Origin of the sequence: Pseudovibrio sp. Ad5 (assembly GCF_001623095.1) — a bacterium.
Taxonomy (GTDB): domain Bacteria; phylum Pseudomonadota; class Alphaproteobacteria; order Rhizobiales; family Stappiaceae; genus Pseudovibrio.
The window spans coordinates 1-26,981 of record NZ_LMCH01000023.1 but is presented as its reverse complement, the minus strand read 5'-3'; the positions used below and the strand labels follow the sequence as shown (position 1 = coordinate 26,981).

Annotated in this window: 23 protein-coding genes, 1 tRNA gene and 3 pseudogenes; 11 read left to right on the top strand and 16 right to left on the bottom strand. The window is 48.3% G+C overall.

Annotation, left to right across the window (positions count from 1 at the left end):
- The first annotated feature begins 5 nt into the window (after positions 1–5).
- Positions 6–302 carry a hypothetical protein gene (locus PsAD5_RS11995; protein WP_153040777.1) on the top strand — a complete coding sequence of 99 codons (297 nt, stop codon included), beginning with the start codon at positions 6–8 and terminating at the stop codon, positions 300–302.
- An 89-nt stretch (positions 303–391) separates the two neighbouring features.
- Here PsAD5_RS11995 and PsAD5_RS11990 read toward each other — a convergent pair whose 3' ends face one another.
- Genes PsAD5_RS11990 through PsAD5_RS11965 form a run of 6 tightly spaced genes read right to left on the bottom strand, consistent with a single transcriptional unit; the run spans position 392 to position 8,106 of the window.
- On the bottom strand, positions 392–919 hold the full coding sequence (locus tag PsAD5_RS11990) for a nitrous oxide reductase accessory protein NosL (RefSeq protein WP_063292272.1): 528 nt from the start codon (positions 917–919) through the stop codon (positions 392–394).
- Positions 916–1,746, bottom strand: coding sequence for an ABC transporter permease (locus PsAD5_RS11985; protein ID WP_057463905.1), 831 nt, complete (start codon positions 1,744–1,746; stop codon positions 916–918). The genes PsAD5_RS11990 and PsAD5_RS11985 overlap by 4 nt, the downstream gene beginning before the upstream one ends.
- 4 nt (positions 1,747–1,750) lie before the next feature.
- Positions 1,751–2,671 carry an ABC transporter ATP-binding protein gene (locus PsAD5_RS11980; RefSeq protein WP_063288739.1) on the bottom strand — a complete coding sequence of 307 codons (921 nt, stop codon included), beginning with the start codon at positions 2,669–2,671 and terminating at the stop codon, positions 1,751–1,753.
- A complete protein-coding gene (locus tag PsAD5_RS11975) occupies positions 2,668–3,942 on the bottom strand; it encodes a nitrous oxide reductase family maturation protein NosD (protein ID WP_063292271.1) in 1,275 nt (424 codons plus the stop codon). The genes PsAD5_RS11980 and PsAD5_RS11975 overlap by 4 nt, the downstream gene beginning before the upstream one ends.
- A gap of 13 nt (positions 3,943–3,955) precedes the next feature.
- Positions 3,956–5,863, bottom strand: coding sequence for a TAT-dependent nitrous-oxide reductase (gene nosZ, locus PsAD5_RS11970; RefSeq protein WP_057463908.1), 1,908 nt, complete (start codon positions 5,861–5,863; stop codon positions 3,956–3,958).
- A 35-nt stretch (positions 5,864–5,898) separates the two neighbouring features.
- On the bottom strand, positions 5,899–8,106 hold the full coding sequence (locus tag PsAD5_RS11965; RefSeq protein ID WP_063292270.1) for a NosR/NirI family protein: 2,208 nt from the start codon (positions 8,104–8,106) through the stop codon (positions 5,899–5,901).
- Positions 8,107–8,681: 575 nt separating this feature from the next.
- Here PsAD5_RS11965 and PsAD5_RS11960 point away from each other — a divergent pair.
- Positions 8,682–8,757 (top strand) — tRNA-Lys (locus tag PsAD5_RS11960).
- A 325-nt stretch (positions 8,758–9,082) separates the two neighbouring features.
- On the opposite strand, the gene PsAD5_RS11950 is transcribed toward PsAD5_RS11960, so the two are convergent.
- Positions 9,083–9,394 carry a hypothetical protein gene (locus PsAD5_RS11950; RefSeq protein ID WP_063292269.1) on the bottom strand — a complete coding sequence of 104 codons (312 nt, stop codon included), beginning with the start codon at positions 9,392–9,394 and terminating at the stop codon, positions 9,083–9,085.
- 775 nt (positions 9,395–10,169) lie between these two features.
- Here PsAD5_RS11950 and PsAD5_RS11945 point away from each other — a divergent pair.
- Positions 10,170–11,168: an IS110 family transposase gene (locus PsAD5_RS11945; protein WP_208988582.1), complete on the top strand. Its 999-nt coding sequence runs from the start codon at positions 10,170–10,172 to the stop codon at positions 11,166–11,168.
- 444 nt (positions 11,169–11,612) lie between these two features.
- Here PsAD5_RS11945 and PsAD5_RS11940 read toward each other — a convergent pair whose 3' ends face one another.
- Positions 11,613–12,509, bottom strand: coding sequence for a LysR family transcriptional regulator (locus PsAD5_RS11940; protein ID WP_063292268.1), 897 nt, complete (start codon positions 12,507–12,509; stop codon positions 11,613–11,615).
- A gap of 115 nt (positions 12,510–12,624) precedes the next feature.
- Here PsAD5_RS11940 and PsAD5_RS11935 point away from each other — a divergent pair, with 115 nt between their 5' ends.
- Positions 12,625–13,365: an SDR family oxidoreductase gene (locus PsAD5_RS11935; protein WP_063292267.1), complete on the top strand. Its 741-nt coding sequence runs from the start codon at positions 12,625–12,627 to the stop codon at positions 13,363–13,365.
- Positions 13,366–13,601: 236 nt separating this feature from the next.
- On the opposite strand, the pseudogene PsAD5_RS11930 reads toward PsAD5_RS11935, so the two are convergent.
- Together PsAD5_RS11930 and PsAD5_RS11925 are read right to left on the bottom strand one after the other, a co-directional pair.
- A pseudogene (locus PsAD5_RS11930) lies at positions 13,602–14,351 on the bottom strand (IS30 family transposase); the annotation flags it as partial.
- 44 nt (positions 14,352–14,395) lie between these two features.
- Positions 14,396–14,518: pseudogene (locus PsAD5_RS11925) on the bottom strand (transposase); the annotation flags it as partial.
- A gap of 69 nt (positions 14,519–14,587) precedes the next feature.
- On the opposite strand from PsAD5_RS11925, the pseudogene PsAD5_RS11920 reads away from it, so the two are divergent.
- Positions 14,588–14,937: pseudogene (locus tag PsAD5_RS11920) on the top strand (DDE-type integrase/transposase/recombinase); the annotation flags it as partial.
- A gap of 269 nt (positions 14,938–15,206) precedes the next feature.
- On the opposite strand, the gene PsAD5_RS11915 reads toward PsAD5_RS11920, so the two are convergent.
- The 6 genes from PsAD5_RS11915 to PsAD5_RS11890 form a co-directional block, all read right to left on the bottom strand.
- Complete coding sequence (locus tag PsAD5_RS11915) at positions 15,207–15,671, bottom strand: carboxymuconolactone decarboxylase family protein (RefSeq protein ID WP_208980643.1); 465 nt, start codon at positions 15,669–15,671, stop codon at positions 15,207–15,209.
- Between the two features lie 39 nt (positions 15,672–15,710).
- The gene (locus tag PsAD5_RS11910) at positions 15,711–15,947 is read right to left on the bottom strand and encodes an Lrp/AsnC ligand binding domain-containing protein (RefSeq protein WP_057462486.1); all 237 of its coding nucleotides are present in this window, start codon (positions 15,945–15,947) and stop codon (positions 15,711–15,713) included.
- Between the two features lie 83 nt (positions 15,948–16,030).
- Positions 16,031–16,630, bottom strand: a complete 600-nt coding sequence (locus PsAD5_RS11905) for a short chain dehydrogenase (RefSeq protein WP_063287378.1) — start codon at positions 16,628–16,630, stop codon at positions 16,031–16,033.
- 40 nt (positions 16,631–16,670) lie between these two features.
- Positions 16,671–17,384, bottom strand: coding sequence for a pyridoxamine 5'-phosphate oxidase family protein (locus PsAD5_RS11900; protein ID WP_082596704.1), 714 nt, complete (start codon positions 17,382–17,384; stop codon positions 16,671–16,673).
- Between the two features lie 98 nt (positions 17,385–17,482).
- Entirely contained in the window at positions 17,483–18,184 is a 702-nt protein-coding gene (locus PsAD5_RS11895; protein ID WP_063306418.1) for a glutathione S-transferase family protein, read from the bottom strand.
- Between the two features lie 36 nt (positions 18,185–18,220).
- Entirely contained in the window at positions 18,221–18,877 is a 657-nt protein-coding gene (locus PsAD5_RS11890; RefSeq protein WP_208980642.1) for a short chain dehydrogenase, read from the bottom strand.
- 226 nt (positions 18,878–19,103) lie between these two features.
- Between PsAD5_RS11890 and PsAD5_RS28760 the strand changes: the two genes are divergently transcribed.
- The 6 genes from PsAD5_RS28760 to PsAD5_RS11860 all read left to right on the top strand — a co-directional run.
- Positions 19,104–22,304, top strand: coding sequence for an AMP-binding protein (locus PsAD5_RS28760; protein WP_082596703.1), 3,201 nt, complete (start codon positions 19,104–19,106; stop codon positions 22,302–22,304).
- Between the two features lie 12 nt (positions 22,305–22,316).
- Positions 22,317–22,805: an acyl-CoA thioesterase gene (locus PsAD5_RS11880; RefSeq protein ID WP_063292264.1), complete on the top strand. Its 489-nt coding sequence runs from the start codon at positions 22,317–22,319 to the stop codon at positions 22,803–22,805.
- Positions 22,806–22,845: 40 nt separating this feature from the next.
- The gene (locus PsAD5_RS11875) at positions 22,846–23,790 is read left to right on the top strand and encodes a DMT family transporter (RefSeq protein ID WP_063292263.1); all 945 of its coding nucleotides are present in this window, start codon (positions 22,846–22,848) and stop codon (positions 23,788–23,790) included.
- Between the two features lie 102 nt (positions 23,791–23,892).
- The gene (locus PsAD5_RS11870) at positions 23,893–24,753 is read left to right on the top strand and encodes a formate/nitrite transporter family protein (RefSeq protein WP_057462480.1); all 861 of its coding nucleotides are present in this window, start codon (positions 23,893–23,895) and stop codon (positions 24,751–24,753) included.
- An 84-nt stretch (positions 24,754–24,837) separates the two neighbouring features.
- Positions 24,838–25,959 (top strand): hypothetical protein, encoded by a 1,122-nt coding sequence (locus PsAD5_RS11865; protein WP_063292262.1) that lies wholly within the window; start codon positions 24,838–24,840, stop codon positions 25,957–25,959.
- A 498-nt stretch (positions 25,960–26,457) separates the two neighbouring features.
- Positions 26,458–26,981: IS110 family transposase (locus PsAD5_RS11860; protein ID WP_153041345.1), on the top strand; the 524-nt coding region annotated here is incomplete at its 3' end.

Below are 26,981 nucleotides of genomic sequence, written 5' to 3'. Positions count from 1 at the left end.
ATCTCTTGAAAACGGCGAGTATGCATGCTGCGGATGCGACTCCTGAAGTTGATTTTTTGAACTTGCTGACTGCGGATATGTCTTTTGGTGAACCTGAACTTGGTTCAATCGTTAAGCATAGAAGCACTGAAGAAGTTGGGTTTATTTGCGGTGAAACCACACTCATTTGCGGGCATCGTGCACTCAAATTCAGACCTTTTGACAGCTCCCCAACGGAAAGTGTGACGTGTGATCCTGATGAGCTGATTGTGGTTGGAGATCCGGATCTGAGGGTTGGCTATCCGCAGCGTTGCAAGTACTGAAACAACTTGCCATTCTGTGAAACTGGTTTAGACGCAAAAAACGCTCCATTTCTGGAGCGTTTTGTATTTTTCAGATTTTATAGTCTGGGCTAGTTGCTTGACGCATCACTGAGTTCGAATTCAACTGGTTTGAGCACGTACTCATCAGGAATTTCTGTCAGTTTCACAACCTTACCACCGTTTTCAGAGGAAAACTTCTCAGCACCCGCTTGTGTGCCGAATGGAATTGCTTCTGGTGCTCCCATGCCGCCGTTCTGTGTGCTTTCGATAACGAAATATGCTGCATCGGCATCAACCCAGTTGTTGTTGCCTGGTTGCTCCCAGCTAACTGCGTTGTCCATATCGTTCACATAGATCGCGACGTAATCTTTTGATTCTTCAGGTAATCGTGTGAAGGCGACTGCATCACGTACCTGCGAGAACCACAGTGGAAACGGGCTACCTGCCAAGTGAATCTGAGCTTTTGGTCCTTCGTGATCCAAAACAGTCATCTGGCAGTAGAAACCAGCAGCTTCGACACTAAGTTCCATGGCGACCGGCTTGACGACTTCTTCTTTCTCCTGACACGCTGCCAGAAGCAACGTGACACCAACGACTGCGAATAGTTTCTTCATCATGGGGAAACCCTCTTAAGCAGAAGGATTGCACCAGACATTGCAGCACCTGCAAACATAAAGATGGATGCAAGAGCAACGACTGGCGGGAATGGAAGGCTTTCAGCGACACCTGCCATACCGCCGACCATGGCGTTGGCATCAAGTGCTGAAAGGTTGAACAAGCGGAAGGCATCCGCTGGATTTGCCAGCAGAGCAAATGGGAACACACTGGAAGCAAAGAAGCCTTCGCTATCAGCGACCAATGCTCCTAACAGTGCCAAATCGTAAAGCACAATCAGTACCAACCAAATTCCGATCGCCATTGCTGCTGCTGTCGTCACCTGGCGCACGAGTGCACTAACGATGTATCCAAGGGACAAGAATGCAAAGCCGAGGATGGCTGAGGTTGCGATCAGCCGTGCAAAGTCGATGAAACCACTGGTGTCGCCGCCGCCGGTTGCTGCCAGCATCAATGCGGTTGATCCGTAGCCGAGTGTGAGAGCCAGCATTAGAACGCAGATATGTCCGACAGCCTTGCCAATGAGGAACTCGCTTCGCGTCATTGGTGAAGAGAAGATCAGCAGCAAGGTCCCGCGTTCGATTTCACCTGCAACAGCATCAAAAGCGAGCAGCAGTGCGATCAGCGGAACCAGATAGACTGACAGGCTGGATAGAGAAGCTACAGTGATTGTCATGCGGCTTACATCAAGCGTGCCCGCAGGAGCTGAACCGAGCAAGGCCAGTGCCATGGAGAACGCGCTCAGGATCACAACAGAAAGTAGGATCCAGCGATTTCGTAAGCCGATCCGGAATTCTTGGTGAGCTACAGTGAGGATACGTTGGAACATACCTTTATGCCTCCCCTGCACTATCTTCGAGATCTGCTTTTTCAGAGAAGTGCTTATACACATCATCCAGAGTTGGCAGATGGACATCGATGTCTTCAATCATCGCGCCAAGGCTGGTGACCGCAGCAATTCTTGCGATTTTGTCTTCGTGCGCACACATGATTTCTACCGAGCGACAATTGACCGGAGTACCACCCAAGCGGTTTGCCAGTTGCTCTGCCGGCTCTTCTTTCGACTTCACCTTGAGTCGGATCGGTAATCTTGCTGCAGTCCGCAAATGGTCGAGCGTATCGTTTGCCACCAATTTACCTTTGGACATGATCAAGATGCGATCAGTACGTGCTTCCATTTCCGTCAAGGCATGAGACGACAGCAATACTGTTGCTCCGTTTCCTGAAATCTCAGTCACCAGATCGTAGAAGTTCTGCCGAGAAATGGGGTCAAGGCCACTTGTTGGCTCATCCAGTAGGACAAGCTTCGGTGTTCCGATCAATGCTTGTGCCAGACCCAGACGTTGACGCATGCCTTTTGAGTATGTCCCAACGCGGCGGCGTCCTGCTTCTGCAAGGCCGACCCGTTCGAGCAAACCAATGGCTTTCTTTGCATCTTCGCCTTTTAGTCGTGCGTAGTATTTGAGAACTTCGACACCTGTCAATGTTCTTTGAAAGGCAACAGATTCAGGCAGGAACGCAGTGGATGCGCGTGCTTTGTCACTGCCGGGCTCTGCACCCAAAACTTCAATCCGTCCATCCGTTGGGGTTAGAAAACCAAGTGACATCTTAAAGAATGTCGTTTTTCCTGCCCCATTGTGTCCGAGGAGCGCAACCCTCTCTGCGCTTCCCAGTTCAAAGGAAAGATCTTTTACAGCATCCCGTCCATCGAAGGTCATGCGGACGTTTTCAGCTCGAAGAACTGTATTATTCATCTTCTTGCTCCTACCTTCGGCTTTGCTAACTCTGGTGCATGCATCAATGGTTTTGTGTCCACGATTCCACCTGGCAAAAGCGCCGGGAACTGAGACTGCGTCCAACTGAGGAGTTGAACCGCAGGACTTCCGGTAAGCAGTTTTGCCGCGGGTTGCGTCCAGAGAATTTGATCGACCATGTCGTTTGGCCGGTAGGCGGTGTCGGCTACTCCGTCTCCGTTCATGTCAAAGGCTGAATGATCGCTCCAGAAGTTTCCACGACCTTCATAGGTCCACTCAAGATGACGTGTGCCCACATATTTGACCTGAGTTTTATTTCCGATGAAAGCATTGTTGGAAAACTTGTTTTTAGCGGAACCTGCCGTGAAATGAACTCCAATCTCACAACGCTCGAACGTGTTGCCGTCGACTTTGTTTTTATTGGCGTTGTACATAAACAAACATTTCTCAGGCGATGCTTTCACATGATTTCCGGTGATTACGGCATTGTTTGCATAGTTCAGCATCAAGCCGTGGTCGCGGTCCCCATCAGAGATGTTGTTTGTGATGGTGAGCTTGTCGGAAAACATAAGAGCGTAGCCAATGTGATTGTCTACTGAGACGTTGTTGGAGATAGTCCCTTTGTTGCCATACATATAATGCACAGCAAAGCGTGTGTTTTCGAAATAATTATTTCTCAGAGTATCGTTTGGACTGGTGTTTACGAAAATACCGTCACGGCCATATTTGATGGTGTTGAACTCCACGACAAGTCGTGGTGAGTTCCAGACATATATGCCGTTTCCGCGCTCGTTGGGGCGCAGATCGCGACGTCCTTCAATCAGGTTATCGGCAACGTAAGCATCATCTGGGCCGTGCGCATCCACACCCACCAGATTGTTGAGGAACTTATTGCCTGTAATTCGGGCACGATCTGCTTTTTTTGTCAGCTTCACGCCTGAATCGATTGTTTGATTGGAAAGACCTGAACCGGTAATGACCAGTCCATCGACGACCACATCTGGTGCTTCGACAGTTATTACTGAGCCTTTGCCATTGCCTTTAAGCTCTGCGCCTGGCTCTCCTTTAAGCACCAAAGACCGATCGATGATGATCGGTCCCTGATGAATTCCAGCAGAAAGGCGCAAAACGTCTCCGTCCTGCGCCTTTTCTAAGGCGCGGGCTAAGGCATCAGGCTGTGCAGGAACAGGGATTTCAGCGGCGTGAGCAGAAACGCTCACGCCAACCAAAGCCGTCGCTCCCAGCAATGTTTGCCAGAACAACCTTGTCATGCCCGCTGCTCCCTTATGCGTCGCGAGGCTCAACGAACATACGGCCGCGCATTTCCATGTGCAGTGCATGACAGAACCACTGGCAGTAGAACCAGTGAACACCTGGACGCTCAGCAATGAAGGTCACAGAAGCTGTTGCCTGAGGAGCAACTTCCATTGCTACACCGTAGTTGGAAATACAGAAGCCATGTGTCAGATCGTCAATGTCATCAATGTTGGTGACGTAAACAGTGACTTCATCGCCCTGCTTCACGGTAAACTTCTCAAGAGAGAAGGTTGGAGCTGCAGAGTGCATGTAAACGCGAACTTTGTTGCCATCGCGAATTACGTGTTCTGCTTCTTCCAGATCAACACCGTCTGCTTTTGCCTGTGCAACTGCATCAGCGAATGTTGGGTCGTTACGATCCCAAACAGAAGCTGGATTCACGAGAGAACGGTGAACGATGATGACGTCATGTGGTTCAGCGAATGTTGGGCCGTCATGAACGATCTTCATTTCGTCGCCAGAAATATCGATCAGCTGCTCGTTTTCAGGCTTCAAAGGACCAACGTTCAAGAAGCGGTCTTTGGAGAACTTGTTCAGGGAAACAAGCCACTTACCGTCCGCGTCCAGAGTTTCACCCATGGAAGTGTGGTTGTGGCCTGGTTGATAAGCGACATCAATCTTGGAATGGATTGGGTCGATATCTTCACCAGCGTACTGACGGATCGCTTTGTCGATGTCCCACTTCACCATCTGGCTGTCGAGGAACAGTGTGGTGTATGCGAAACCGCGGTTATCGAATGCTGTGTGGAGAGGGCCAAGACCCAGCTCAGGTTCTGCAACAACTGCGGAACGTGGATCTGCACCGTCAAACACTGCATCCAGCTTGTCCACGTCGATAACGGAAACTGTTGGAGACAGTTTACCAGCGATCATAACGTGTTTTTTGTCTGGGCAAGTGTTACAGCCGTGTGGGCTGTTCGGCACTGGAACGTATGCGGTGTACTTGGAGCCTTTACGGCCATCAAGAACAGGCACACCATTCAGCATTTCGTAGTCGCCGTTTTTGACGCCTTCTTCAATGCGCTTGATGTTGAAGACAACGCAGTGGTCCATTTCGGACGCAGTCATCTCGGCCAGATTGGTACCCATTTCTGAGTTGTAGCTGGTTGAGAATGCATATTTACCCTGATAGTCCGCATCGCAGTTATCAAGGTTACCGGATACAATCACCTGCCATGCCACTTCCATGGTATCGCCGTCAATCGCGGTAAAGATGCAGGTATATTCTTCCGGCTTATCAAGGATTTTACCATCGTTTACGAGTGGAGCTTCGTGCTCACCGTTTGCGAAAACATAACCTGTACGAGGCCATTTTTGAGGGCGTAGACCATGGATGTCGTGCGCGTTTGGCACTTCGATGATCTTGTCTGCTTTCATCACGTCAAGACGAATACGTGCAACACGAGTATTTGCTTTATCGTTCATGAACAGGTAGCGGCCGTCATATTTGCCGTCAGTGAAGGACATATGTGGGTGGTGAAGGTCACCGTTGTCATATGTGTCCATATTATGAGCTGCAAGGAACTCTTTGGTTTCTGGCAGCAGGTTTTCTGTCAGAATTTTTTTGGATTCGTTGGTCTGGCCCCAACCGGTTGCGGAACAACGGTTAAACACAGGAACGCGCATCAGTTCACGCATGGATGGGATGCCCAGAATGCGCAGCTCGCCTGCCTGTCCAGAAGACCAGAAGCCGTAGTATTCGTCCAGGTCGCCCGGAGCAACGTGGAAGTCGTTACCTTCAGCTGCCTGTGCAGCAGTGATGCCACCAGTAGCGCCAGCAACTGCCACTGCGCCCAGACCCGCAACAGCGGCTGTTTTAGCAGTACCACCGAGCAATGCGCGGCGTGACAGACCTGTCTCTTTTCTATCAGTCATGAAAGTCTCCCTTGATACTTTCTAGTAGATTTGGCCTAAGCCGGTTGTTTGACGGAAGTGCCCTTTTCCGTCTTTGAAATACCCGTCTGCGCTTCGAATTTCTTGCGCTTGGCAAGCTTCTTAATGCAGACCGGACATTTGTCGTCGCTCTGATACAGAACCTGACAGTGCAGGCAGTTCAGGCATTCGTTTGGATTGATGTTGCCCTCTGGGTGGATCGCTCCAACCATGCAGTCCTTCTCGCAACGTGCGCATGGATTGCCGCACTCTTTGTAGCGCTTCAGCCAGTCGAACATGCGTAGGCGTGCTGGAATGGCGAGCGCTGCACCAAGTGGACAGAGGTAACGGCAGTAGAACCGCTCGATAAACAAACCTGCGGTCAAGAGTGCCACGGCGAACAGGACAAACGGCCATCCGCGCTGGAACTTCAAAATGATTGCGGTCTTGAATGGTTCAACCTCTGCATAATGCTCAGCAACTGCCAAGGAGTAGAGTGACAAGCCAAACAGAGCGAGGAAGATCATGTACTTCACGGCCCAGAGGCGTTCATGCAAACCCCAAGGCAATGAGATTTGAGGAACTTTGAAGAACTTCGCGATCCGATTGGTTAGCTCCTGAAGTGCACCAAACGGGCAGAGCCAGCCGCAATATGCGCCACGACCCCAGAAGATGAGTGCTGCTGCAACAGCAAACCACAGCAGGAACACTAGTGGATCCATCAGGAACGCGGTCCAGCTGAATTCTGTCGTCAGCGCTGAGAAGAGCGCCAGAACGTTTACAACAGAGAGCTGCGCGTTTTCCATCCAGCCCAACCAGACCAAGACGAAGGTTAGGAAGCCAATACGGAACCAGAAGGTAAACTTCTCTGATTTGGCAACCTGCATCTGGAAGAAGAAAACGCCTGTCAGGATTGTAAGAGCAATGCCTAGTATTGCGATATCAACCTGACGATCATTCCAAATGCGCTGCCAAAGCTCTACGCGGCCTTCTTCTGCAGGAGCGGCAACTGCGCCTTCTCCCTTTCCTGCATCTGCTGCGGCAACTGGTGCATCCTCTACCTTCTTCAGGTATTGCTGCGGCAACTGATAGCCCAGATCAAATGTCAGGAAGGTTTTCTCAATCGCACCAATTGTACGGTGTACGAGAAGCTGCAGCCGGAATGGTTTACTTGGATCGAAACCGGAGTCTGCAGGAATGGTGAACATGTCCAGTTCTTTAAACGTTGGCGCATCATCTGCAGCCACAACGCCGAGACGTTTGTGTTGACGGTCTCTGAAGCGGACTGAAATGTCATCCTGGATCAGCTGAATACGATCAAAGATGCCACCACGTACGTAGCCTGTGCCTTTGAAAGAATAACGACCACGACCGAGGACCACGATTGCGTGCTCACCTTCTTTCAGACGATTTTTCAGATTGGCATACTCTGCGTCTCCCAGGATCGTACGACCTACAGTTGGGACGTCAGCAAGCGCCATAAACATATCAACGTAAGAGTCGGTTTCTGGCCCCTTCTCTGGACGTTTGATGGCTTTGGGATTGCCTTGCTCTACAAATGCGGCGTTGACCTGGCCCACATCGAGCGTCAGACGACGGATAGAACCATCACCAGTCATTGACATCCAGTCAGAAACCTCTGCTTTGTCTGGATCTATGACAAATTTTGGACCAGTGTCAGCAGCAGCGCCTTTCAGGCCACCAAGTCCGAGGGTGCGCGCCACTTTCAGGCTTGCTCTCACGACGGAATCATCAATCACCATAATGGTGACGGTCGCGCCGGAGATGATATCCAGCTCGTGAGCAGACCCGCCCTGCTCTGCTTCTTTCTTGATATCGAGACCAGCATAATTCTCGGTGATCTTTTTGATCTCGCTATCAGGGATACCGATCAGAACGATTGGTTCTGCGTGCTTTACCAGCTGAACGCTCGTGAGCATGCCTTCAGGATTGATACCAACCAACGTATCAATAGGCTTGCCAGAATATCCTGTTGTGGAAACGAGATCGGTGGTTAGGAAGACCCAACCTAAAACGTCATCTCCGGCCATTGCTGGTAACACTGCGATGTCCTCGTGCAGCGCGCCATACCTGTCGGCCTTAGGAAAGAACTTTGTGACCTCAACTTTTTTGGCAAAGTCGAGAACACGGTTTGAAGAGTCCGACGCAGCTATCGCGTAGTTCGACGCACTGAGAAAGAACGTAAATATTAGAAGGAAGACAGTGCGCAACCTGAGAGCTCGCATTTCCGAGAAACCTTATCTCGCATGAAAAATATACATTAAGTAGGTGCGCTTATTCGGAGGTGAGTTCTTTGCGGCAGATCAAAAAGCAAACTCCGCTAATCGATCAAAACACGCATCTCCACAGTATTTAGATATTTCACAACTTTTGATTGATTTTGCACGATGACGCTCTGGGCTGTGGGGTTTTTTATTATCGTAACTTATTGCTTTTGTTTGCATTTAATTGAATAGTCAGCATCGGTGGTGGACACTTGAAACTCATGAATTGGCGTGGAAATACGTAGTCTAATGAGCTTTAGGTTGTAGTTTTACGGAGAAAGCGAGACAATTTGCCCTATGAGGGAAAGTCTGATGATAACTCCCACTCTTAACTTTGAGCGCTCGTACGCGTGAGGCGCATTCTTTGCTGAAGGCACTTAAGTGTAGCCGCCTTCTCCTCATGATTGTGAGAGGCGTAAGATGCATACTTGATTCAAATTCAATGCACTGTGTGGAAAATAAAAAAAAGCGCTTGCGCTAAGCCCCTGCAATCCTTAGAAGCCCCCTCACAGGCAGCGACCTAACGGTCCTGTCGAGAGCCCGTAGCTCAGCTGGTAGAGCAACTGACTTTTAATCAGTAGGTCCACGGTTCGAACCCGTGCGGGCTCACCATTTAACCTCATGGTATATAAAGAGGCTTAGCAAAGCTCCCTCCCGGGAGCTTTTTGCTTTTGTGCCCTGTGTCAGCACTATGCAAGCAAATGAGAGCGTTTGAAAGCGCGATTTTACCTCTCTTAGTTCCTGCAAATACCCTTTCAAATTAATTCTGAAAAAGCTGTTAATGTCGTCATTAGTCGTCAGGACACAGGCTTTCATTGAGGTTTTAACTCTTGAGAGTTGTCGGAGGGTCGTCAACGTCCGTCAGGGGGCAACTTTAATGCTTCTTGATAAAGGGCATGCCCGCTTCAAGCGACCAACAAAAAGGGCCTGAGAAGCTTCACGCTTCCCAAGCCAGAATATTCCGTGAGGGGCAATGCCCCTCTTCATTCCGTATTATTCGTCTTAGCGCGCAAGGTTCGAGCAGCTCGGAAATCTTCTCGCTACTTCCCTGCACATCTTCAATGTGATTGCGCACAGTATCAAACAGCGTCAGCAACGCTTCATATTCCTGTGTGTGCTCCATGCGTTCACTCAAAACCACGCTCATGGAATAGACTAGATTTTTGAGGTGGTTGGCTGTGAGGTGAAGCTGGTCCACTTCATTGCGAAGGGACGTATGGGCGCATTTCTCTTTACCAGTATCAGTCATCAAAATACCCTCGTTACAGGCTTGTTGAACAAACCACTCAACAGAGAGCTTTCGACAACCCACTGGCGAGCGGGAGGTTCGAAACCTGGTAACGACAGGCGGGTTTATTCCCCCGTGAAGGGTATTGTATTCACCGCCCTCCCGCCCATAAGCAAGAGTTGCGTTTGGAGAGCTAACTCCAGACACAAAAAGACCGCAGAAAGCGGCTGCGGTGCCGCGTTACCGAGGTTTCGACGCCTCAAGTTGACCATGCGATGATTGGCGCAAGGTGTCAATGCAAGGAAACTGAATTCCTCCACAAACCTATAGGATTAGCGGGGCTAAAAACTGAGAACAACAACATGAACATAAACATCAAGCCCTTGCGAAAACCACATAGCCGCTTGCGCCGTGGTCCCGAACTACCCGCAGGCAAGCAAAGGCCTGGGAAGGACCCGTGAAATCTTGAAGAAGAAGAGATTGGATCATATCCAGCCTAACGAGCATTTGCCGCTCTTTAGGATAGCTAAAGTCAATGCCTGTTTTTACTGAAAAGGCCTAACAGCTTCATGAAGTAAAGAAGTTATGAGCCCTGCAATTCAGAATGAGCTAAAATTCGACCATCGGACGTTCCCATTATGAGCTGAATCGCGCTCACCTGTAGGCTTCTACAATAGCTCTTATTGGCGATCTGCAATTACTCATGACCAATAGCATGCGTAATCGGGCTCGTCCTTCACGAGAGGTCAGCTCCTGTTAAGATCGCAGCATATTGCTGCGAGGATGGGAGAGCACCATGGAATACTATGCTGGTTTGGATGTTTCTTTACGGTCTGTTTCGATCTGTGTGATTGACGGCGAAGGCAAGATTATATTTGAACGCTTGGTTGCCTGCGAAGTTGATGTTATCGCCAATACCTTAGCTCAGACGTCGTTGCCTATCACCCGTCTTGGCTTTGAAGCTGGAACAATGAGCCAGCCTCTGTTTTACGGTTTGAAAGAACAACATGGCTTTGACGTTGTCTGCATGGAGGCAAGGCAAGTGCATGCGGCTCTGTCGGCCATGCGTAACAAGACCGATAAGAATGATGCACGCGGCATAGCGCAAGTCCTGCGTTCCGGCTGGTATAGCCCAGTGCATATGAAAAGCCGTCGCTCGCATGCAATGCGTACGCTCCTGAGCAGTCGCAAGGCATGCTTGCGTAAATGCATAGACTTGACAAACGAGGTACGCGGGCTCTTGAAGGTTTACGGCCTGCGTCTGCCGGAACGGATTAAACACACACGCTTTGATGCAACAGTGCGACCGTTTATCGAAGTCCACCCAGATTTGAGCTTGGCACTGGTTCCGCAGCTGGATGCGCGGCTTGCTTTACTGCAAACGTATCAGGAACTAGATAAGCGCGTTAAACACGCTGCAAGCACTAACTCAGTTTGCTTGCTACTGATGGAAATCCCCGGCGTTGGCCCAATAACAGCGCTCTCATTTGTCGCCGCCGTGGATGACCCGGCGCGGTTCAGGAATTCGCGAACGGTTGCTGCCCACTTCGGCTTAACGCCGAGGCGTTTTCAGTCCGGAGAAACTGATAATCCTGGCCGGATCTCTAAAGCAGGAGACATGGAGGTCCGCTCTGCCCTTTATACGGCTGCTAATGCAATGCTAACCCGCTGTACTGGCGGATCCAGCATCAAGAGCTTGGGGGATGCGCCTGATGCGGACCAAAGGGCGCCGCCGTGCTGTTGTGGCCGTGGCCAGAAAGCTCGCGGTTGTCATGCATCGCATGTGGGTCAATGATACATCGTTCTGTCGTGATGGCTTGGAGGTTGCTGCATAATATAGCCTGACCTCAATATCACGGCAGGGTCGTCCTCTCTGGACGAGGTTTGTAGATGAAGCCGAAAATGTCTGCTGCGCCATGAAAGCGCGTCCATTAGCGTGGCTCTCTACAACCATTCCGGCACATGCATGCAGCCGCTCACTGTAAAGAGCGACCCAGACTGCGAAGAGAAGCGTGACCCGGAGATGGATTAGATCCGAATGAAAAGGAAAAAGAGCTTGACCTCAACGCCCGATTAGAGAAGCGGTCATTCAACCTAATTCTAGGCATGATTGGCCAAGGCGAGACTTCAACTTCAGGTCGATCTCATATCTCTTGCAGCAGAAGGCAGCTCTACATTGTAAGTGGATGTAAATAGTTGTGTCGAGCTAAAGCAAACCTCCAAGGGGCAGATGTTTTGGTCAGATTGGGGAAGTTTTCATAAAAACTTTCACCGCCCAATCTACAAACACTCTCACCCTTGGCGATAAGTATCGGTCGCGCGGATAGAAAATCGATACCCGAGACGACGTTGGCGGTGTATCTTTGAGTAATTCAACCAGTCGCCCTGCTTTGAGGTCTTCAGCCGCAGAGTAGCGCGGCTTTTGAATAATACCAAGGCCGAGACATGCACACTGTGCATAGGCTTCTGCTCCGCTGACCGTCACTGGTGTAGGAAGCTTAAAGATCTGAACCTTGCCATTTTGGACAAACTCAAGCGGCAATATTGCCCCTGTCGCGGTGGACCAAAAACCGACCATCTGGTGCCCTTCAAGTGCGTCAATCGTTGAGGGTGTGCCGAACCGCTCAAGATAATCCGGTGACGCGCAGGTCACCTCGTCCAGATCAGCAAGCTTGCGTCCGATCATATCACTATCAATTGGATTACCGACCCGCAGAGCGCAATCCACACCTTCACGCACCAAATCGACCAGCCGGTCGCCTTCACCGATATGGATCTGAATGTCGGGATAGCGTTCCAGGAAATCAGGCAATGTCGGCAACAAAAAATGCCGTGCGAGGACCCCGTGCACGTCAACGCGTAGCATCCCCTTGGGCTTTGTCCCAGCAAAGGCATCTTCGGCGTCTTCAATTTCCGACAGGATAGATAGGCAACGCCGATAATAAGCTTCACCATCCAACGTTGGACGCACAACGCGGGTAGTACGATGTAACAGGCTGACACCTAATCTGGCCTCAAGTCCCTTGACTGCATCCGTGACCGTTGATCGAGGCAAGCCAAGATCGGCTGCGACTTTGGTAAAATTTCGAACTTCCACGATCCGTGTGAAGACGTTCATAGCATTAATGCGATCCATTTATTATCCGACTTAGCAGAATAGTGATGACAATTTGTACGCGATTATCCACATAACGAGAAAGCCTATTTCATAATCACAACCAGCATTGGTTGATCCAGGAAAGGAAAAAGACATGAGCACTACTGAAAACAGAACTGCAATCATAACTGGATCTTCACGCGGGATCGGCGCTACGATTGCAGAACACCTCGCGGCAGGCGGGTTCAATGTAGTTATAAACTATGCAGACAATGAAAATGCTGCGCGTCAAGTTGTCGAAAAGATCAAGGCGACAGGCAATAATGCTATTGCGGTCCAAGCGGATGTATCCGATGCGGCAGCAGTAAAGCGAATGTTCGAGATGGCCGAGAAAACCTTCGGCGGTGTGGACGTCCTCGTCAACAATGCAGGCATTATGAAGCTAGCCACCATTGCAGAAAGTGATGACGCTCTTTTCGATAGTCAGGTCGCGATCAACTTCAAGGGCACGTTCAACCCCCTACGTCAGGCAGCCAAACGTCTCCGAAATGGTGGTGCCATTGTGAACTTCTCAACCAGTGTTGTCGGATTGAAACTCGAAACTTACGGCGTCTATGCTGCGATCAAGGCCGCAGTTGAGACGATGACGGCCATCATGGCTAAAGAACTGCGCGGGCGATCTATCACCGTCAACGCCGTGGCCCCCGGTCCGACCGCAACCCAGCTTTTCCTAGATGGGAAGCCTCAGGAGGTCATCAATCGTATGTCACAGATGACACCGCTGGAGCGTCTCGGCGAACCGAAAGATATAGCCGCCGTTGTGGCGTTCCTCGTATGCTCCGACGGTGCGTGGATCAACGGGCAAACCGTGCGCGCCAATGGCGGTTTAGTCTGATCGCCATTGGAAATGCAGGCGTGATATAGTTCTATCTGCTTGAGTAATGAACTTGACGTTTCTAGTTCACAATCGAGCAGTCTGTGCAGAGGCTTCGATCATCTTTTCTACACTACTCTCGATATGTCACTGTCTGACCAATAGCGGCCATTCGACCAAATCTAGGTGTTTCCAGCCAGCGTGTGGCCTTCAACCATAGGTCGATTTTGGTCATCTGGTTGCTGAGTGAGGTGGATTCAACTGGTGGATGCAACACACTGTGAGAACTTCTCAGCTGGGGTTTGATATTGCAAGGTCTTGCGGGGTCGTTGGTTGAGTTGTCTTGCGATTGCATCAAGTTCAGGCTGCGTGTGTACAGATAACTCAGTGCCTCGGGGCAAATACTGCCGCAGCAAGCGGTTCGTGTTTTCGTTTGATCCGCGTTGCCACGGTGAATGTGGGTCGCAGAAGTATACAGCAACATCCGTTACTAATGTCAGGCTTAGATGATCTGCCATCTCCTTGCCTCGATCCCAAGTCAATGATTTGTAAAGCTCTTTCGGTAATTTGTGGGTGTGTTTGATCAACCCGGAGATAACACTGCTCGTGTCTTTGTTGGCAACCTTAATCAACATGACATAGCGTGTTTGCCGCTCAACAAGAGTGGCGATATAGCTATTCTTGGATCCTCCGATCAGATCACCTTCCCAATGCCCCGGTATTGCACGGTCTTCGACGCAAGCGGGCCTTTTGCTGATCGAAACGGCATCCTTAATTTGGCCTAGACTATTTCGTTTGAGGCTTGCGTGTCTGGACCGGCGTATCGTGCGTTTAGCACGCAGATGGTCCAGCAGTTCTTTCTTCAATACGCCGCGGGCCTGTATGTAAAGGCTTCGATATATCGTCTCGTGGGACACCTGCTTGTTTACGTCTCCTGGAAAGCTACGTTTGAGCCAGCCGGCAATCTGTTCTGGAGACCACTTGCTGCGCAGCTTCACAGATACTGCGTGGCTCTTCTTCGGTAGACTTCATCGTTGAGATCATTGGCGCACCATTTATAGTAACTCACCGCGCTCAAACCGTGTTCCCGGCACAGCTGAGCAACCGGAATGCCGCTGTCGCCCTGCTTCAAGATTGCAATGATCTGCCTGTCGCTGAAACGAGATTTCTTCATAAAATCAGTCCTCAATATGAGGCAACAATATCTCTACTTTTAACTTGATCAAATAACGGGGGGATTACCCCAACATATGGCCTTGCTATATCCGAGTTGAAAGCAGAAGGAAAATGCCCCGCGGACACTGAACATCGCCAAGTGGAGTATCTGAACAATATCATCGAAGCTGATCACGGCAGCTGAAACAGCTCATCAAACCTGTACGCGGGTTCAAAACCATGAAGACCGCCTATGCGACGATCAAAGGCTTTGAAGTAATGCGGGCACTGCGCAAAGGTCAGGCTGGTGCCTTCAACTTCTCGAAGGATGTTCTGGGTGAAGCCCGCCTCGTTGAGCGGGCCTTCGGAATTGGCCCAAGTGCTCTATCTGAAGCTATGACCATGCTCGAAAACCATCTTCAGAGCGATAAAATCTAATAAGATAGCCCTGAAGTCACACAAATTGCGCTCTAAGACACGTTTGCAACAGAGCCGGATGCTTTACACACGTAATCGCGGCAATGCTCAGATCCCGCAAGTTTGCAATTCAGAAGTGATGGGCAAATGTTGACGTTACATATCTTAAGTAGAATGTCCCTCGCATATCCTGCGTTCTAAGGCGACATAGCGCCCGAGTTCAATACGTTGGGCAAACTGAAATTTGATTTACGAGACACCGACAGCACGATCATGCTCCTATGAGAAATCTATTTAGAAACTGAACTTTTGGGTTTGTCGCCAAAACTTATAGCAAGGCGGTTCAAACCATTCATTGCGCATACGATGAATGTCAAATCTACGGCTTCTTTTTCCGTGAAGGTCTCCAATAGAAGGTTCAAATTGCCCTCAGATTCACGTTCCTCAGAGATTCTCGTGACGCTTTCTGCCCAACTGAGGGCAGCGCACTCTCTTTGTGAGAAAAGGTTGCTCTCCTTCCACACCGGTAAGCAATCCAGTTTCTGTTGATGAACATGAGCTTTTCTAGCTTCGTTTGAATGCAAATCTACACAGTATGCGCAGCCATTGATTTGTGAAACACGCAACTCCACCAAAGTTTTCAGGGTTTCCTCAATTGCAGGGACCTGCTTTTTGATGGAGAGGAGTGAATTTACGGCATCTGCGTTTATCTCAAAATAATTTAATCCCAATTCCATTTCTCCAGTGTTGATCATCTCTATATCTGGACTGCCAACTGGCGATAAAACTAACGCTCAGAATGGATCGAATGCGAACATAGTTGAAGTCTTTTCAATGCCTTCGATATCGCTCACCATTTTGGAAACAAGGTTTGGTGCTTCGTTGAAATCTTCCAAATATGTTTTTGTCATGATGTCATATTCACCGTTGATCGAATAAATCTCGGAATGTAGTTCTTTGATGGCAATCTCATTTGCGATACTACGCCACGATCCTGGTTTGCATTTTATCTGGACAAATAAACACCGCATCGTTGTAAGGCCTCCAAAAGGACATTTTAGAATTGGGTTTGCAAGTAAGAATGTGAGGCAAGTAGAGATCTCTTTCCTTGATTTTATTCTCCTATAATACGTTGCCCAGAAGCGGATCCCTCAACACTTTTCGCATAAGCTGCGGCGACAATTTTTGAAGAAACTGGTTCGTGCCCCTTGAGGGTTTTTCCATAGCGCTCATAGGAAATGTCCATGAGGCCTGGACTCACGACGTTCAGTCTAATGTTGCGAGGCATTTCAATCGCTGCAGCTGTTGCAAAACCAGAGAGTGCAGCATTTGCTGTCGCAGCGCCAACACCATTTGGAACAGGATGTTGATCCAATAGCCCGTTTGTTAGGGTGAAGGATCCACCATCTCTGACATAACTCATACCTGCGAGAACAACGTTCACTTGGCCCATGACTTTATCGGAGAGTGCATACATAAATTCAGCTTGAGAAATTTCCTGCAATTTTGCAAATTTAACAGAGCCTGCTGTCACTACGATAGCGTCCACTTCTCCAATCGCATTAAATAGCTTTTCAAGAGATGTCATGTCAGTCATATCAGTCTGATAGTCACCAGAACTGCGGCAAACTCTAATAACTTCGTGTCTCTTGCTGAGCTCTTTACAAACCGTTCGACCAATATCTCCACTTGCACCAATAACAACTATTTTCACCTCATTCCCTCCTTGGTAGTGATCTAGACTTCAACTTGCCTCAGAACTCGCGTTTGAATTTAGATTGAGACAAATAATCAGGCGAATGAATGTTTGGATCAGTAGCGGTATCTGGAATCGGTGTTTCAAGTATTGTGCGAATTGGAATTGTTCCTGTCCAACAGTGGGGGTTTACACCTTCAGGACCATACTCCTTAAGTGCGTTGCTCTGCTGCCTTCTCAAAATATCCATGACAGAGTTGTCGTAGCGATGCTTTACGGATACTTCCTCAATTGGCAAACGCATGAACTTAACCTTTTGGATTTCTTCTTCTTTATGTTCACGCAACTCTGAGCGGCGACCAGGAAATAATGTTTCGACGAATTCAAATGCGACATCCATCTTCTCATTACTGTCTTCAACCAGCTCTGATTTGCCATGGATCGTGACCGAGCGATAATTTACAGAATGGTGAAAAGCTGAGCGTCCTAAAAGCAGCCCGTCCAGGTGACTTACATTGAAGCAAACATCAATTTTTTTGGCCTGTTCAAGCAACATCTTGCTGCCAGCTAGACCATGCCAATAGACGTAATTACCTTTGCGCCAGTAAAGTGTGGGATTTAAGAAGGGCTTGCCGTCGAGTACAAACGCAATCGTACACATATACCCGCTATCCAATATATCATAGACTGCTTGCTCGCTGTAATCTGCGTATTCAGGGGCTCGTTTAATTGTAGACCTTTTGGTTTTTTCAAATACTCTAGTGGACGTCATATTACTTTTTCCAATTTTCTATGGCTCGCATGACTCAGAAAAAACTGCGGTTTTGAGATGAAAATGTGTTGTCCTGGCAAATTTTAATTTGGTGCCGATCAATATCTTAAAGGCGTGCTTTCAGCTGATTTGAATTTCTCAGGCAGGAAAGTGGACAAGTACGCCTGCCGCTTCCCGAGCAATTTGTAATAAACCTGTTTTAGGTCACTGTGAGCTGAGCGTTGAACGTTTGCGTCAGCCATTAACTGGTTGTTGACTCTGCAAATATTGCTATGACGTACTTCGTCAAGAAGACCGGGGGCTATTTCGTCAATATAACTCAAGCGAAGAAGTAATGGCGCTACTGCGGCTTCTACGAGCGAGAATGAATCGCCAAAAAGGTACTTCCCACCGTGCGAGGCAGCTTCCAGTTCATCGAGCTTTTTATGAAGCGTTCCTACAGTTGAACCGTATTCTTCCTCACTCCCCATTACGGAAAGATCATACAGACTCCACATCAGCTGGTTAATGAACTGAATCCACGCACGGTCACGGGATCGTTCAAACAAGTCCGACGGATATGTCTTTTGCTCAGCGTAATCCTCAATAAACTCGATTATTGCTATAGATTCAAACAGCACCTGATTTGTACCAGCGAAAAGAACTGGCACTTTTTTTAGCGGGGAAACTTTTGTGAACCATGTTGGAGGGTTCGACAGGTCGATATATTCGATGTCAAAATCGAGGCCTTTCAACGACAGGGCTATAAATACCTGCTGCACAAAAGGACATAAATTATAGCTTACGAGTTTAAATTTCAAACTTTGCCCCCCCATGCAGCATTGCTTACAAACACCTTAGTCTACGGTCACCAGTTGTCCGTTAATGCCTCCCTCAACGCACTTAAGATAGGCATTTGCGACCCTTTCCGATGAGACTGGAGTATGACCAGGAAAAACGCTTCCATATCGTTCGACGGAAATGTCCTGGAGCCCCGTGCTAACAACGTTAATCCGAGTGTCACGTGGCATTTCAATCGCCGCACTCTTCACAAATCCGCCGATAGCACCATTGGCAGCAGCTGCACCGCTTGCCATTCGGATCGGGTCTCTATCCAGAATACCGCTTGATAGGGTAAACGACCCGCCGTCATTGAGATAGTTTAGGCCTGCGAGTACGCAGTTGATCTGGCCCATTGCCTTGTGCGTGAGGTTAAATAAAAATTTATCTTCAGGAAATTGCTCGAGAGGGCAGAAATGAACCGCACCAGCAGCCAGAACAACAGCGTCTACTTTTCCGATCTCTTTGTACATGGCATCAATAGAGGATCTCTCTGAGATATCTGCATTTACGTCACCACTGTTACGTCCAACTTTAATCACATCGTGATGGTCCGGTAACGCAGCACATATCGTCGTTCCAACATGTCCTTCTGCACCAATTACAACAATTCGTTGAGCCCGACTTGAGGTGTTCATTTCCGCTAGATTGGTCGTTTTTCGTGCATGGCTCATCAGTCACCCTCGGGGTTTATATCCACATATTACCGTAGAGTTTCTAAATTAGAATATTAGAATTTAAAAATGAAAACATTTCATTTATTTGGTTCTTGAAATTTGATCGTAAAAAAACAAGTATTATATCGATATAGATAGTATTGAATTGATCTTATCAAATCTAAAATATATATTTTACATAAGAGTAATATTATAAATATTATTATTTAGGAGGCTGATGAAAATGTTGCTTGAAACCGGGCATATTGACGAATTTGTCAACAATAATCTTCCAGTAACTGAACTACAGCCAGAATTTAAAATTGATCTTTACCCATATCAAAAGAAGTTAAACGTAGGAGTTGAACTAGTTGATGCCTTAGTGGAGCGGGGTTTCGGCGAACATCCGGCTTTAATCGGCTCAAATGGTACATTGACGTATCAGCAGCTTAGAGATCTTTCAAATCAGATTGCTAGAGTTCTCAGTGAAGATTTCGGCGTCATGCCTGGGAACCGGGTCATGATTAGGTCGAGAAACTGCCCAATGATGGTGGCGTGTTTTTTGGCAATCTTGAAGGTTGGTGCAGTTGCTTTCAATACCATTGCGCTCATGCGTGCGGGCGAACTGAGCATCTTGATCGATAGGGCTAAGGTAGATTTGGTTCTTTGCCAAAAAGGTTTAGATGAAGAGCTAAGCCTGTTGGATAGAAACACACGCCCTGATCTTAAAATTGCGGAATTTTCGGCAATCATTGACGACAAAGCGACTGTAAATGCTAAGGCAATCTTCAAATCGACTAAGTATGAGGCAGCTAAAACCTCTCAGAACGACATTGCACTGCTAGCTAGTACATCCGGCACGACCGGGAAGCCTAAAATCACCATGCATCGCCATCGCGATATCCTTGCAATTGCTGATGGATTTGCAAGGCAAGTCCTAAAAATTGTGCCAGGCGATGTCTGTATAGGTACACCTCCGTTGGCATTCACTTTCGGTTTGGGCGGTTTGGCGGTGTTCCCGTTACGCTTTGGCGCAGCAGCCGTTTTGTTGGAGCAGACGTCACCATTCAATCTGGCAGAATTTATCGGCCAGTATGATGCAACTGTCTGCTTCTCCGCACCAACAGCATACAAAGTTATGCTTTCTGAAGAAGTTAACTGCAAACTTCTCAAGACTTTACGTTGCGCTGTATCCGCTGGTGAGAACTTACCGCAACCAGTGTTAGAACACTGGCAAGATCGTATAGGCGTTCCAATCATAAATGCGATGGGGTCAACCGAGGCACTACACACATTCATCTCAACCCGCCTGGAAGACTTTCAGTCAGGCTCTGCTGGCCTCTGGCCAATTGAGGGGTACGAGGTTGAAGTATTTGATGATGGTATGAAACCTGTCGGGATTGGGAAGCCGGGCTGGTTGGGTTTCCGTGGACCAACAGGTTGTCGCTATATGGATGATGACCGACAGGCCGAATATGTCAAAGATGGTTGGAACATTACCGGCGACTTCTTCCGCAAAGATCGGGATGGAAAACTACACTTCGTTTCTAGAGCAGACGATATGATTATTTCGTCTGGCTACAATATAGCTGCTGCTGAAGTTGAAGAAGCACTGCTTTCACATCCATCCGTTCGAGAATGTGCAGTTGTAGGTATACCAGATCCAGATAGAGGAAGTATCGTCCGCGCGCATGTCGTACTGGCCGATAAGAATAGCAAAGCACCGAGCTTAGTTGAGGCGTTACAAGAGCATGTGAAGAACACTATATCACCATACAAATATCCAAGATCGATTATCTTTGTTGACAGTTTGCCCAAAACCGAAACGGGCAAATTAAAACGGCACATGTTGCGCAAGGCGGAAAATACAAACGACGACAGCGCTGAGGACAAGGATTCTCTGATAAGTGAAATAGCTAATGACCCGACGATAGGGGCTGGAAATTTTCTTTTTCGCGTCCACGAGTTAGCAGTAGATAATGAACGTACAGCAGTCACTCACATTGATATTGAGGGACAAGCTTGGGCATTTTCCTTAAATGACCTGGTAGCGAAAGCAAACCATATAGCATCTTGCTACTGGCATTTGGGTATACGGGCGAAATCCATTGTCGCATTATATTTAGATGATAGCATTTCCTATTATCTTCACTACCTCGCTTTAACGAAGATCGGAGCTATCCCTGCATTTTTAAATGGCGGAGTTTTGCCGGAAATTGCGAGTAAGTATCTATCAAAGATCAAGCCTGAGTTGCTTGTTTCTGAAGGGGAAAGGCTGGGTGAGATCCTCACCTACAACGCCAATTTCGAATGTCCAACAACAGATATCATTGAGGTGGAAAAACAACCTTTCTCGCTTCCCTGTGAAACCTATGATCACTTGGATGATGATACTGTTCTCATTAGTCATACTTCCGGTACGACGGGTCTTCCCAAGGCGGTTTCTTTTAGTCAAAAGTCGATAATTTACGGGGTCAAGAAGCAGCTTGGTAAGAAGCTCGGCAATGCTATGTTATCGGCTGCACCGATCTCACATGCGGCTGCCATCACAATGCTGATGAGCAACATAATGCGTATGAACCATCTGATTGTCACTTCAGATAAATCTCCTGAAGGGATAGCGGCGGCAATTGAGACTTTTGAGCCGTCAATAATGTTCGCATTCCCTAGTGTTTATGTTGATTTGTGTCGGATTGACATTGATCCAGACCGCCTCGCCTCCATCAATATATGGATGAGTACTGCGGATGCATGTCATGAGCCTCATGTCAGAAAAATGCTTCAATACGGTCATCGTTATGAGGATGGAAAACGCGTAAATGGTGCTCTGTTTATTGATAACTTGGGCTCTTCGGAATTCGCTTTTGGGATCTTTCGAAACATCCACACGCTTAAGACCAACAACTACAACCGCTGTGTGGGTAAACCATTTTCCTGGATCGAAGTCGCGCTCTTTGATGAACAGGACAAAAAAATCACCGATTATGACGTAGTCGGCAGGCTTGGAGTTAAATCACCGAGTGTGACTTCAGGGTATTGGGAGAATCAAGAGGCGACTGCAGACGCCATTCTTGACGGCTACTGGCTTACTGGAGACCTAATCTACAAAGGCGAGAATGACCTTTACTACCACGTTGATAGAACAAGCGATTCGATGCTGCTGGGCGGCAAAACCTACTATAGCTGCCAGCTCGAAGAGGCCTTTTTGAAAAATATTCCTGAGATCTTCGATTGTACAGTGGTCCAAGGCGAACTTGAAGGAACTTTAAAGGTTGAAGCAGAAATCAAAGAAGGCCTGCCTTTCGCAGATATCGCGCAGAGAATATTCGTATATTCCAACCAGAATAACCTTCCGGATATCACTGAAATCAAACAGGTTTCTCCCGGGTCTAACGAAGGGGTCACAGGGAAAAAACTAAAGCGCGTCATCCGCGAAACAGCTTGATTGGATTGCATAATGCTTAAAGACATTGAAGTGTCATCAAATGCGAAGCTGTTTTCTGTTTCTAAAAATGTAGAGTTTTGCGAAACGGACATGGCAGGCATCGCGCATTTTTCAAATATCTTTCGATATGTAGAATATGCGGAGACGAGGTTTTTCCAGCAAGGCGGAATGAGTATCTGTGATCCGGCCAAAGATCAAAAATGGCCGATCCTCTCAGTGAACTGCGATTTTCTGCGACCAATGACCTTTGGCGATGAGATACTCATCGCCATAAATGTTGGCCGGATTGGCACAAAGTCACTGGTGCTCAATTTTTTCATCTGTAAAAAACTGAGCGATGGCCGCGAAGAAGATGTTTCCAGAGGCCAGCTGACAGTCATTCACGCCAAAGCGTCGGGCGAACATGGCAAAATTGCAACTGCCGAAATTCCACCTGATTTCAAAAACTACCTCCGTGAATATCTGGCAACGGCAGATTGTGGCGAAATAACAGTTGGTTAACCTCTTATTCAATCACGGAAAGCGAACTGGAAACGAATATATGCCTCAACGCCAGAGACCGAACCCGGCGGTAATTGCTAATCAGGTTTTACCGCTGTTGTTCGTCATTCTTTACAGTTCGGGGTATGTGGCATCGAAAATCGGCATCGCATTTACAGATCCGTTTACGTTTCAAACCCTGCGATTAGCCGCTCCAGTTCCGCTTTTCTTAGGCATTATTTTTTTAATCAAGGCTGAGTGGCACAATAAACCGATAGAAGTATTCCATGTCTGCGTGACTGGAATTCTCATACACGGATTTTGCTTCACAGGTATGCTGATCGCATATGAATGGGGGATGGATGTAGGCACAGTCGGTTTGATTATGGCACTGCATCCAGCACTCGCCTCTGTGGGGGCAATCGCTTTTCTGGGCGAAAGATTCAGCTTCAAACTGATACTAGGCTTGTTGCTCGGGACAATAGGTGTCCTGCTCGTCGTCAATCAAAAAGCCAATTTAGATAATAACACCTATAGCGGGGTGTTGCTTACAGTCCTGTGTCTTTTCAGCATGGTCGCAGGTGTGCTCTACCAAAAGCGATTTATAGCGCACATGAACCTGATGACAGGGTCACTGATCCAGCATTTAAGTGCGCTCATCCCCGTGTTTGGACTAATGCTTGCCTTCGAGCCAATGGTCATCAACTGGTCCGTCCCTCTGCTTGGATCATTACTTTGGCTGGGCATTGTCATATCTCTGGGAAGCTGGGTTCTCTTTTACATTCTCATACGCAGCGGCGATGTCTCACGGTCACAGAGCTATTTTTTCTTAGGTCCACCCACGACTGTACTGCTGGCATGGATATTCTTCGATGAAGGTTTCGGATCTTATTTCATGTTCAATCTCAGCCTGATCGTGGTGGGTATATTGATTGTCACCAGGCACAAAACACCAAAGGTGGTTGAAACCCAAACCCCGGAAGAAAGCATGGCACGAAGCGGATGAAACCTGCTCAACGTCCGTGTCACCCAAACATCCAGCAGGTGGAAGAGTGCTGACCACACCATTGTTTGGGAGCAGTTGGTTTATAGAACATGGAGATTTGGAATGTCTTATAACGAACCGCGCATCTTTGTCGAAAAGATCATTGACGTGGGTGAGGAAAAAATCTTCATAAACCCGAGAATTCTGATGATCCGGGCCTTCATGGCTGGCGCAATTCTGGCAATTGCTGCGGTCTTTGCAATCACCGTCGGCGTGCAAACCGGCTTCCCCATCGTAGGGGCTGTCCTGTTTCCCGTTGGTTTTTGCATGCTGTATCTTATGGGGTTCGACCTTGTTACGGGCATATTCGTTCTTGCCCCGTTGGCCTGGATTGACAGGCGGCCCCACGTCACTCTTAGCGGGGTGGCAAAGGCGATCACGATCACTTTCATCGGCAACTTTTTAGGTGCCCTGCTGGTCGCTTTTCTGACCTCTGTCATTTTCACCTACGGTTTCTCAGCGCCGGTCAATCATGTTGGTGAGGTCATCGCGAGCATCGGTAAGAACCGCACGATAGGCTACAAAGAACACGGCATGGGTGGCATGATGACTATCTTCATCCGCGGTGTGCTGTGCAACTGGATGGTATCCCTTGGTGTGGTTGGCGCAATGGTGTCCACCTCAGTCAGCGGAAAAGTCATCGCAATGTGGATGCCGATCATGCTGTTCTTTGCAATGACCTTCGAGCATTCGGTGGTCAACATGTACCTGTTTCCAACGGCACTGATACTGGGTGGAGACTTCTCCATTCTCGATTATCTGATCTGGAACGAGATCCCGGTTGTGATCGGCAATCTGGTCGGAGGTCTCGCCCTCACCGGCCTGCCGCTGTTCGCAGCTCACATGCGTTCCGCTGACATAAAAGAAACGTACTCTCGCTCACCCTCGGTGAATACATCAGCTTATGAACGCGACATGCTCTAAGCATATGCCAGTTAAAAACGATTGATGCATTTAGAAACGAATTTATAGATCCGACGCAATATTATTGGTTTTCAGGGGAAAATTATGACAAATCTTGATCAAGAGACAGTAGGTACTCAACGTCGCCCAACAGGCATGACCGGCATGGCTGGCGGCGGTTTTTATGATGCCAACTCAGCTCCTCAATGGGAGCAAATCGCAGCCGTCCTGCCTTGGTTAGAAGATACTCTCTCAAGTCTACCCTTTGAGAAAGGTTCAGGACCAGTTACCTTTGCAGACTTCGGGTGTTCCGAAGGGCGCAATTCTATTTCGGTTATGCGTCACCTCATCGGCAAGACAATGCAGCAGACAGACCGTCCGTTTTTGACGATCCATTCTGATTTGCCAACAAATGATTATTCTAAGTTATTTCTTGGTTTAAGACCTGACGGACAATCAACATTCGGCTCACAACGGGTCTCATCAGCAGCCGTTGGCGGTTCGATGTATGATCAGTTACTGCCACCAGACAGCGTCCATATCGCCACTACTTTCAACTCAATAGGCTACTTGTCCGAACGCCCGCTTAATAAATTGCCCGGATACGTATTACCAAATGGTCCCAGCAAAAGGCGGGCAAACGGTCACGTCACAGAGGCTGAGAGCAAGATATTTGCTAAGCAAGCCGAAGATGACATGGCAGCCTTTTTAACCGCCCGGGCGAACGAACTTGTATCAGGCGGCAAGCTTATGGTTCAGGTCTTCGGCTGTACAAATGAACTCCGCACCTGCGACGGCCTGTTCGACCTTCTCAACGACGCTCTTCTAGCGCATGTCAAACTCGGCAATATTTCCTCGCAAGTATATGAGAGATACTATCAGCCAGTCTATTTCCGCAGTCTGGAAGAGCTGACATCCCCTTTAACGAACTCAGCGTATAATCTGGCCGGTCTTTACACGCTGGATCGAACAGAAAGCTATGAAGTGCCAGTCCCCTTTGTTGAAGCTTACAAGCAAGACAAAGATCTGGATCGCTATGCTACCAATTATGTCAACTTTTTCCGCGCATTCACTCAAGCAGTGTTGCGTGGAAATCTCCCCGATACACCATCAAAAGCAAATCTGTTAGACCAGATCTACAAGACAGCAGAAACCCTTTTGAAGGCCACTCCGGAAGATTATTCATTCCGGAATATCTCTGTAGCAATGCTTCTGACACGTAAATAACCGCTCTGTTGCAAAGTCTAGCGCAGATAGATAATCATACTGCGCAGCATTTTGCCCAATAACCGAACTTGACACTATGCAAGACACAAATGTTGCAAGAACTAACAGCGTTGGTTTCTTCAAATCTTCTTGCTTCAGTGGCACAACCATCGAAGCCGGGGTACAACGCACTTGGGGGCACCTCAGATTCCGATAAATACCAATATAGCTCAGGAACTTCTGAGTAGTTCAAGGTATGACACTCTAGGATGCTGCTGGGTGAGGCAGGCAGGTGGCAATCCCCCGCCAACTGATCGAGTTTAAAAGTAAAGATGTTGTTGCCTCATATTGAGGACTCACTTTAAAGAAATCTTGTTTCAGAGATTGCGTAACACTTTACCTAAGCTGTACTCAACCCTTGATGGAAACGTCCGAAGGTCCGGTAATGGGATGGACCGCCTGCTCCCCTAAGGGGCAGGCTCTATAGTGATCCTGTTCTCATGAAACCGGAGCAGTCCCATGATCACAGAACTTCTTTCCGTCGGCATCGACATTGGCAAAGATACATTGCACATCGTTGGGTTCAATGACGATGGTAGCTACGCTTTTCGGAAAAAGATCAGGCGTTTGTCCCTCGTGGCGACGTTCGAGAAGTTGCCGCGCTGTATTGTGGGCATGGAAGCGTGCATGAGTGCGCATTTTGTTAGCCGAACATTGCGCAAACTGGGGTTCGATCCCCGTATCATCGCCGCCAAATACACCAAGCCTTTCGTCAAAGGCCAGAAGAACGATTACAACGATGCTGAAGCTGTGGCCGAGGCCGTGCTGCGGCCCAATTTGAATTACGTGCAGGAAAAGAGCCAGGATCAGCTCGATCTGCAAGCCCTGCATCGAGTTCGATCCCGATTGGTCTCGCGTCGTACCGCCACCATCAACCAGATCCGGGCCTTCCTGTTAGAGCAAGGAATTGCGGTGCGCACAGGTAGTAGCAGTTTGAGAAACTCTCTGTTCGCCATTCTCGACAATCGCGCCAATGAGATTTC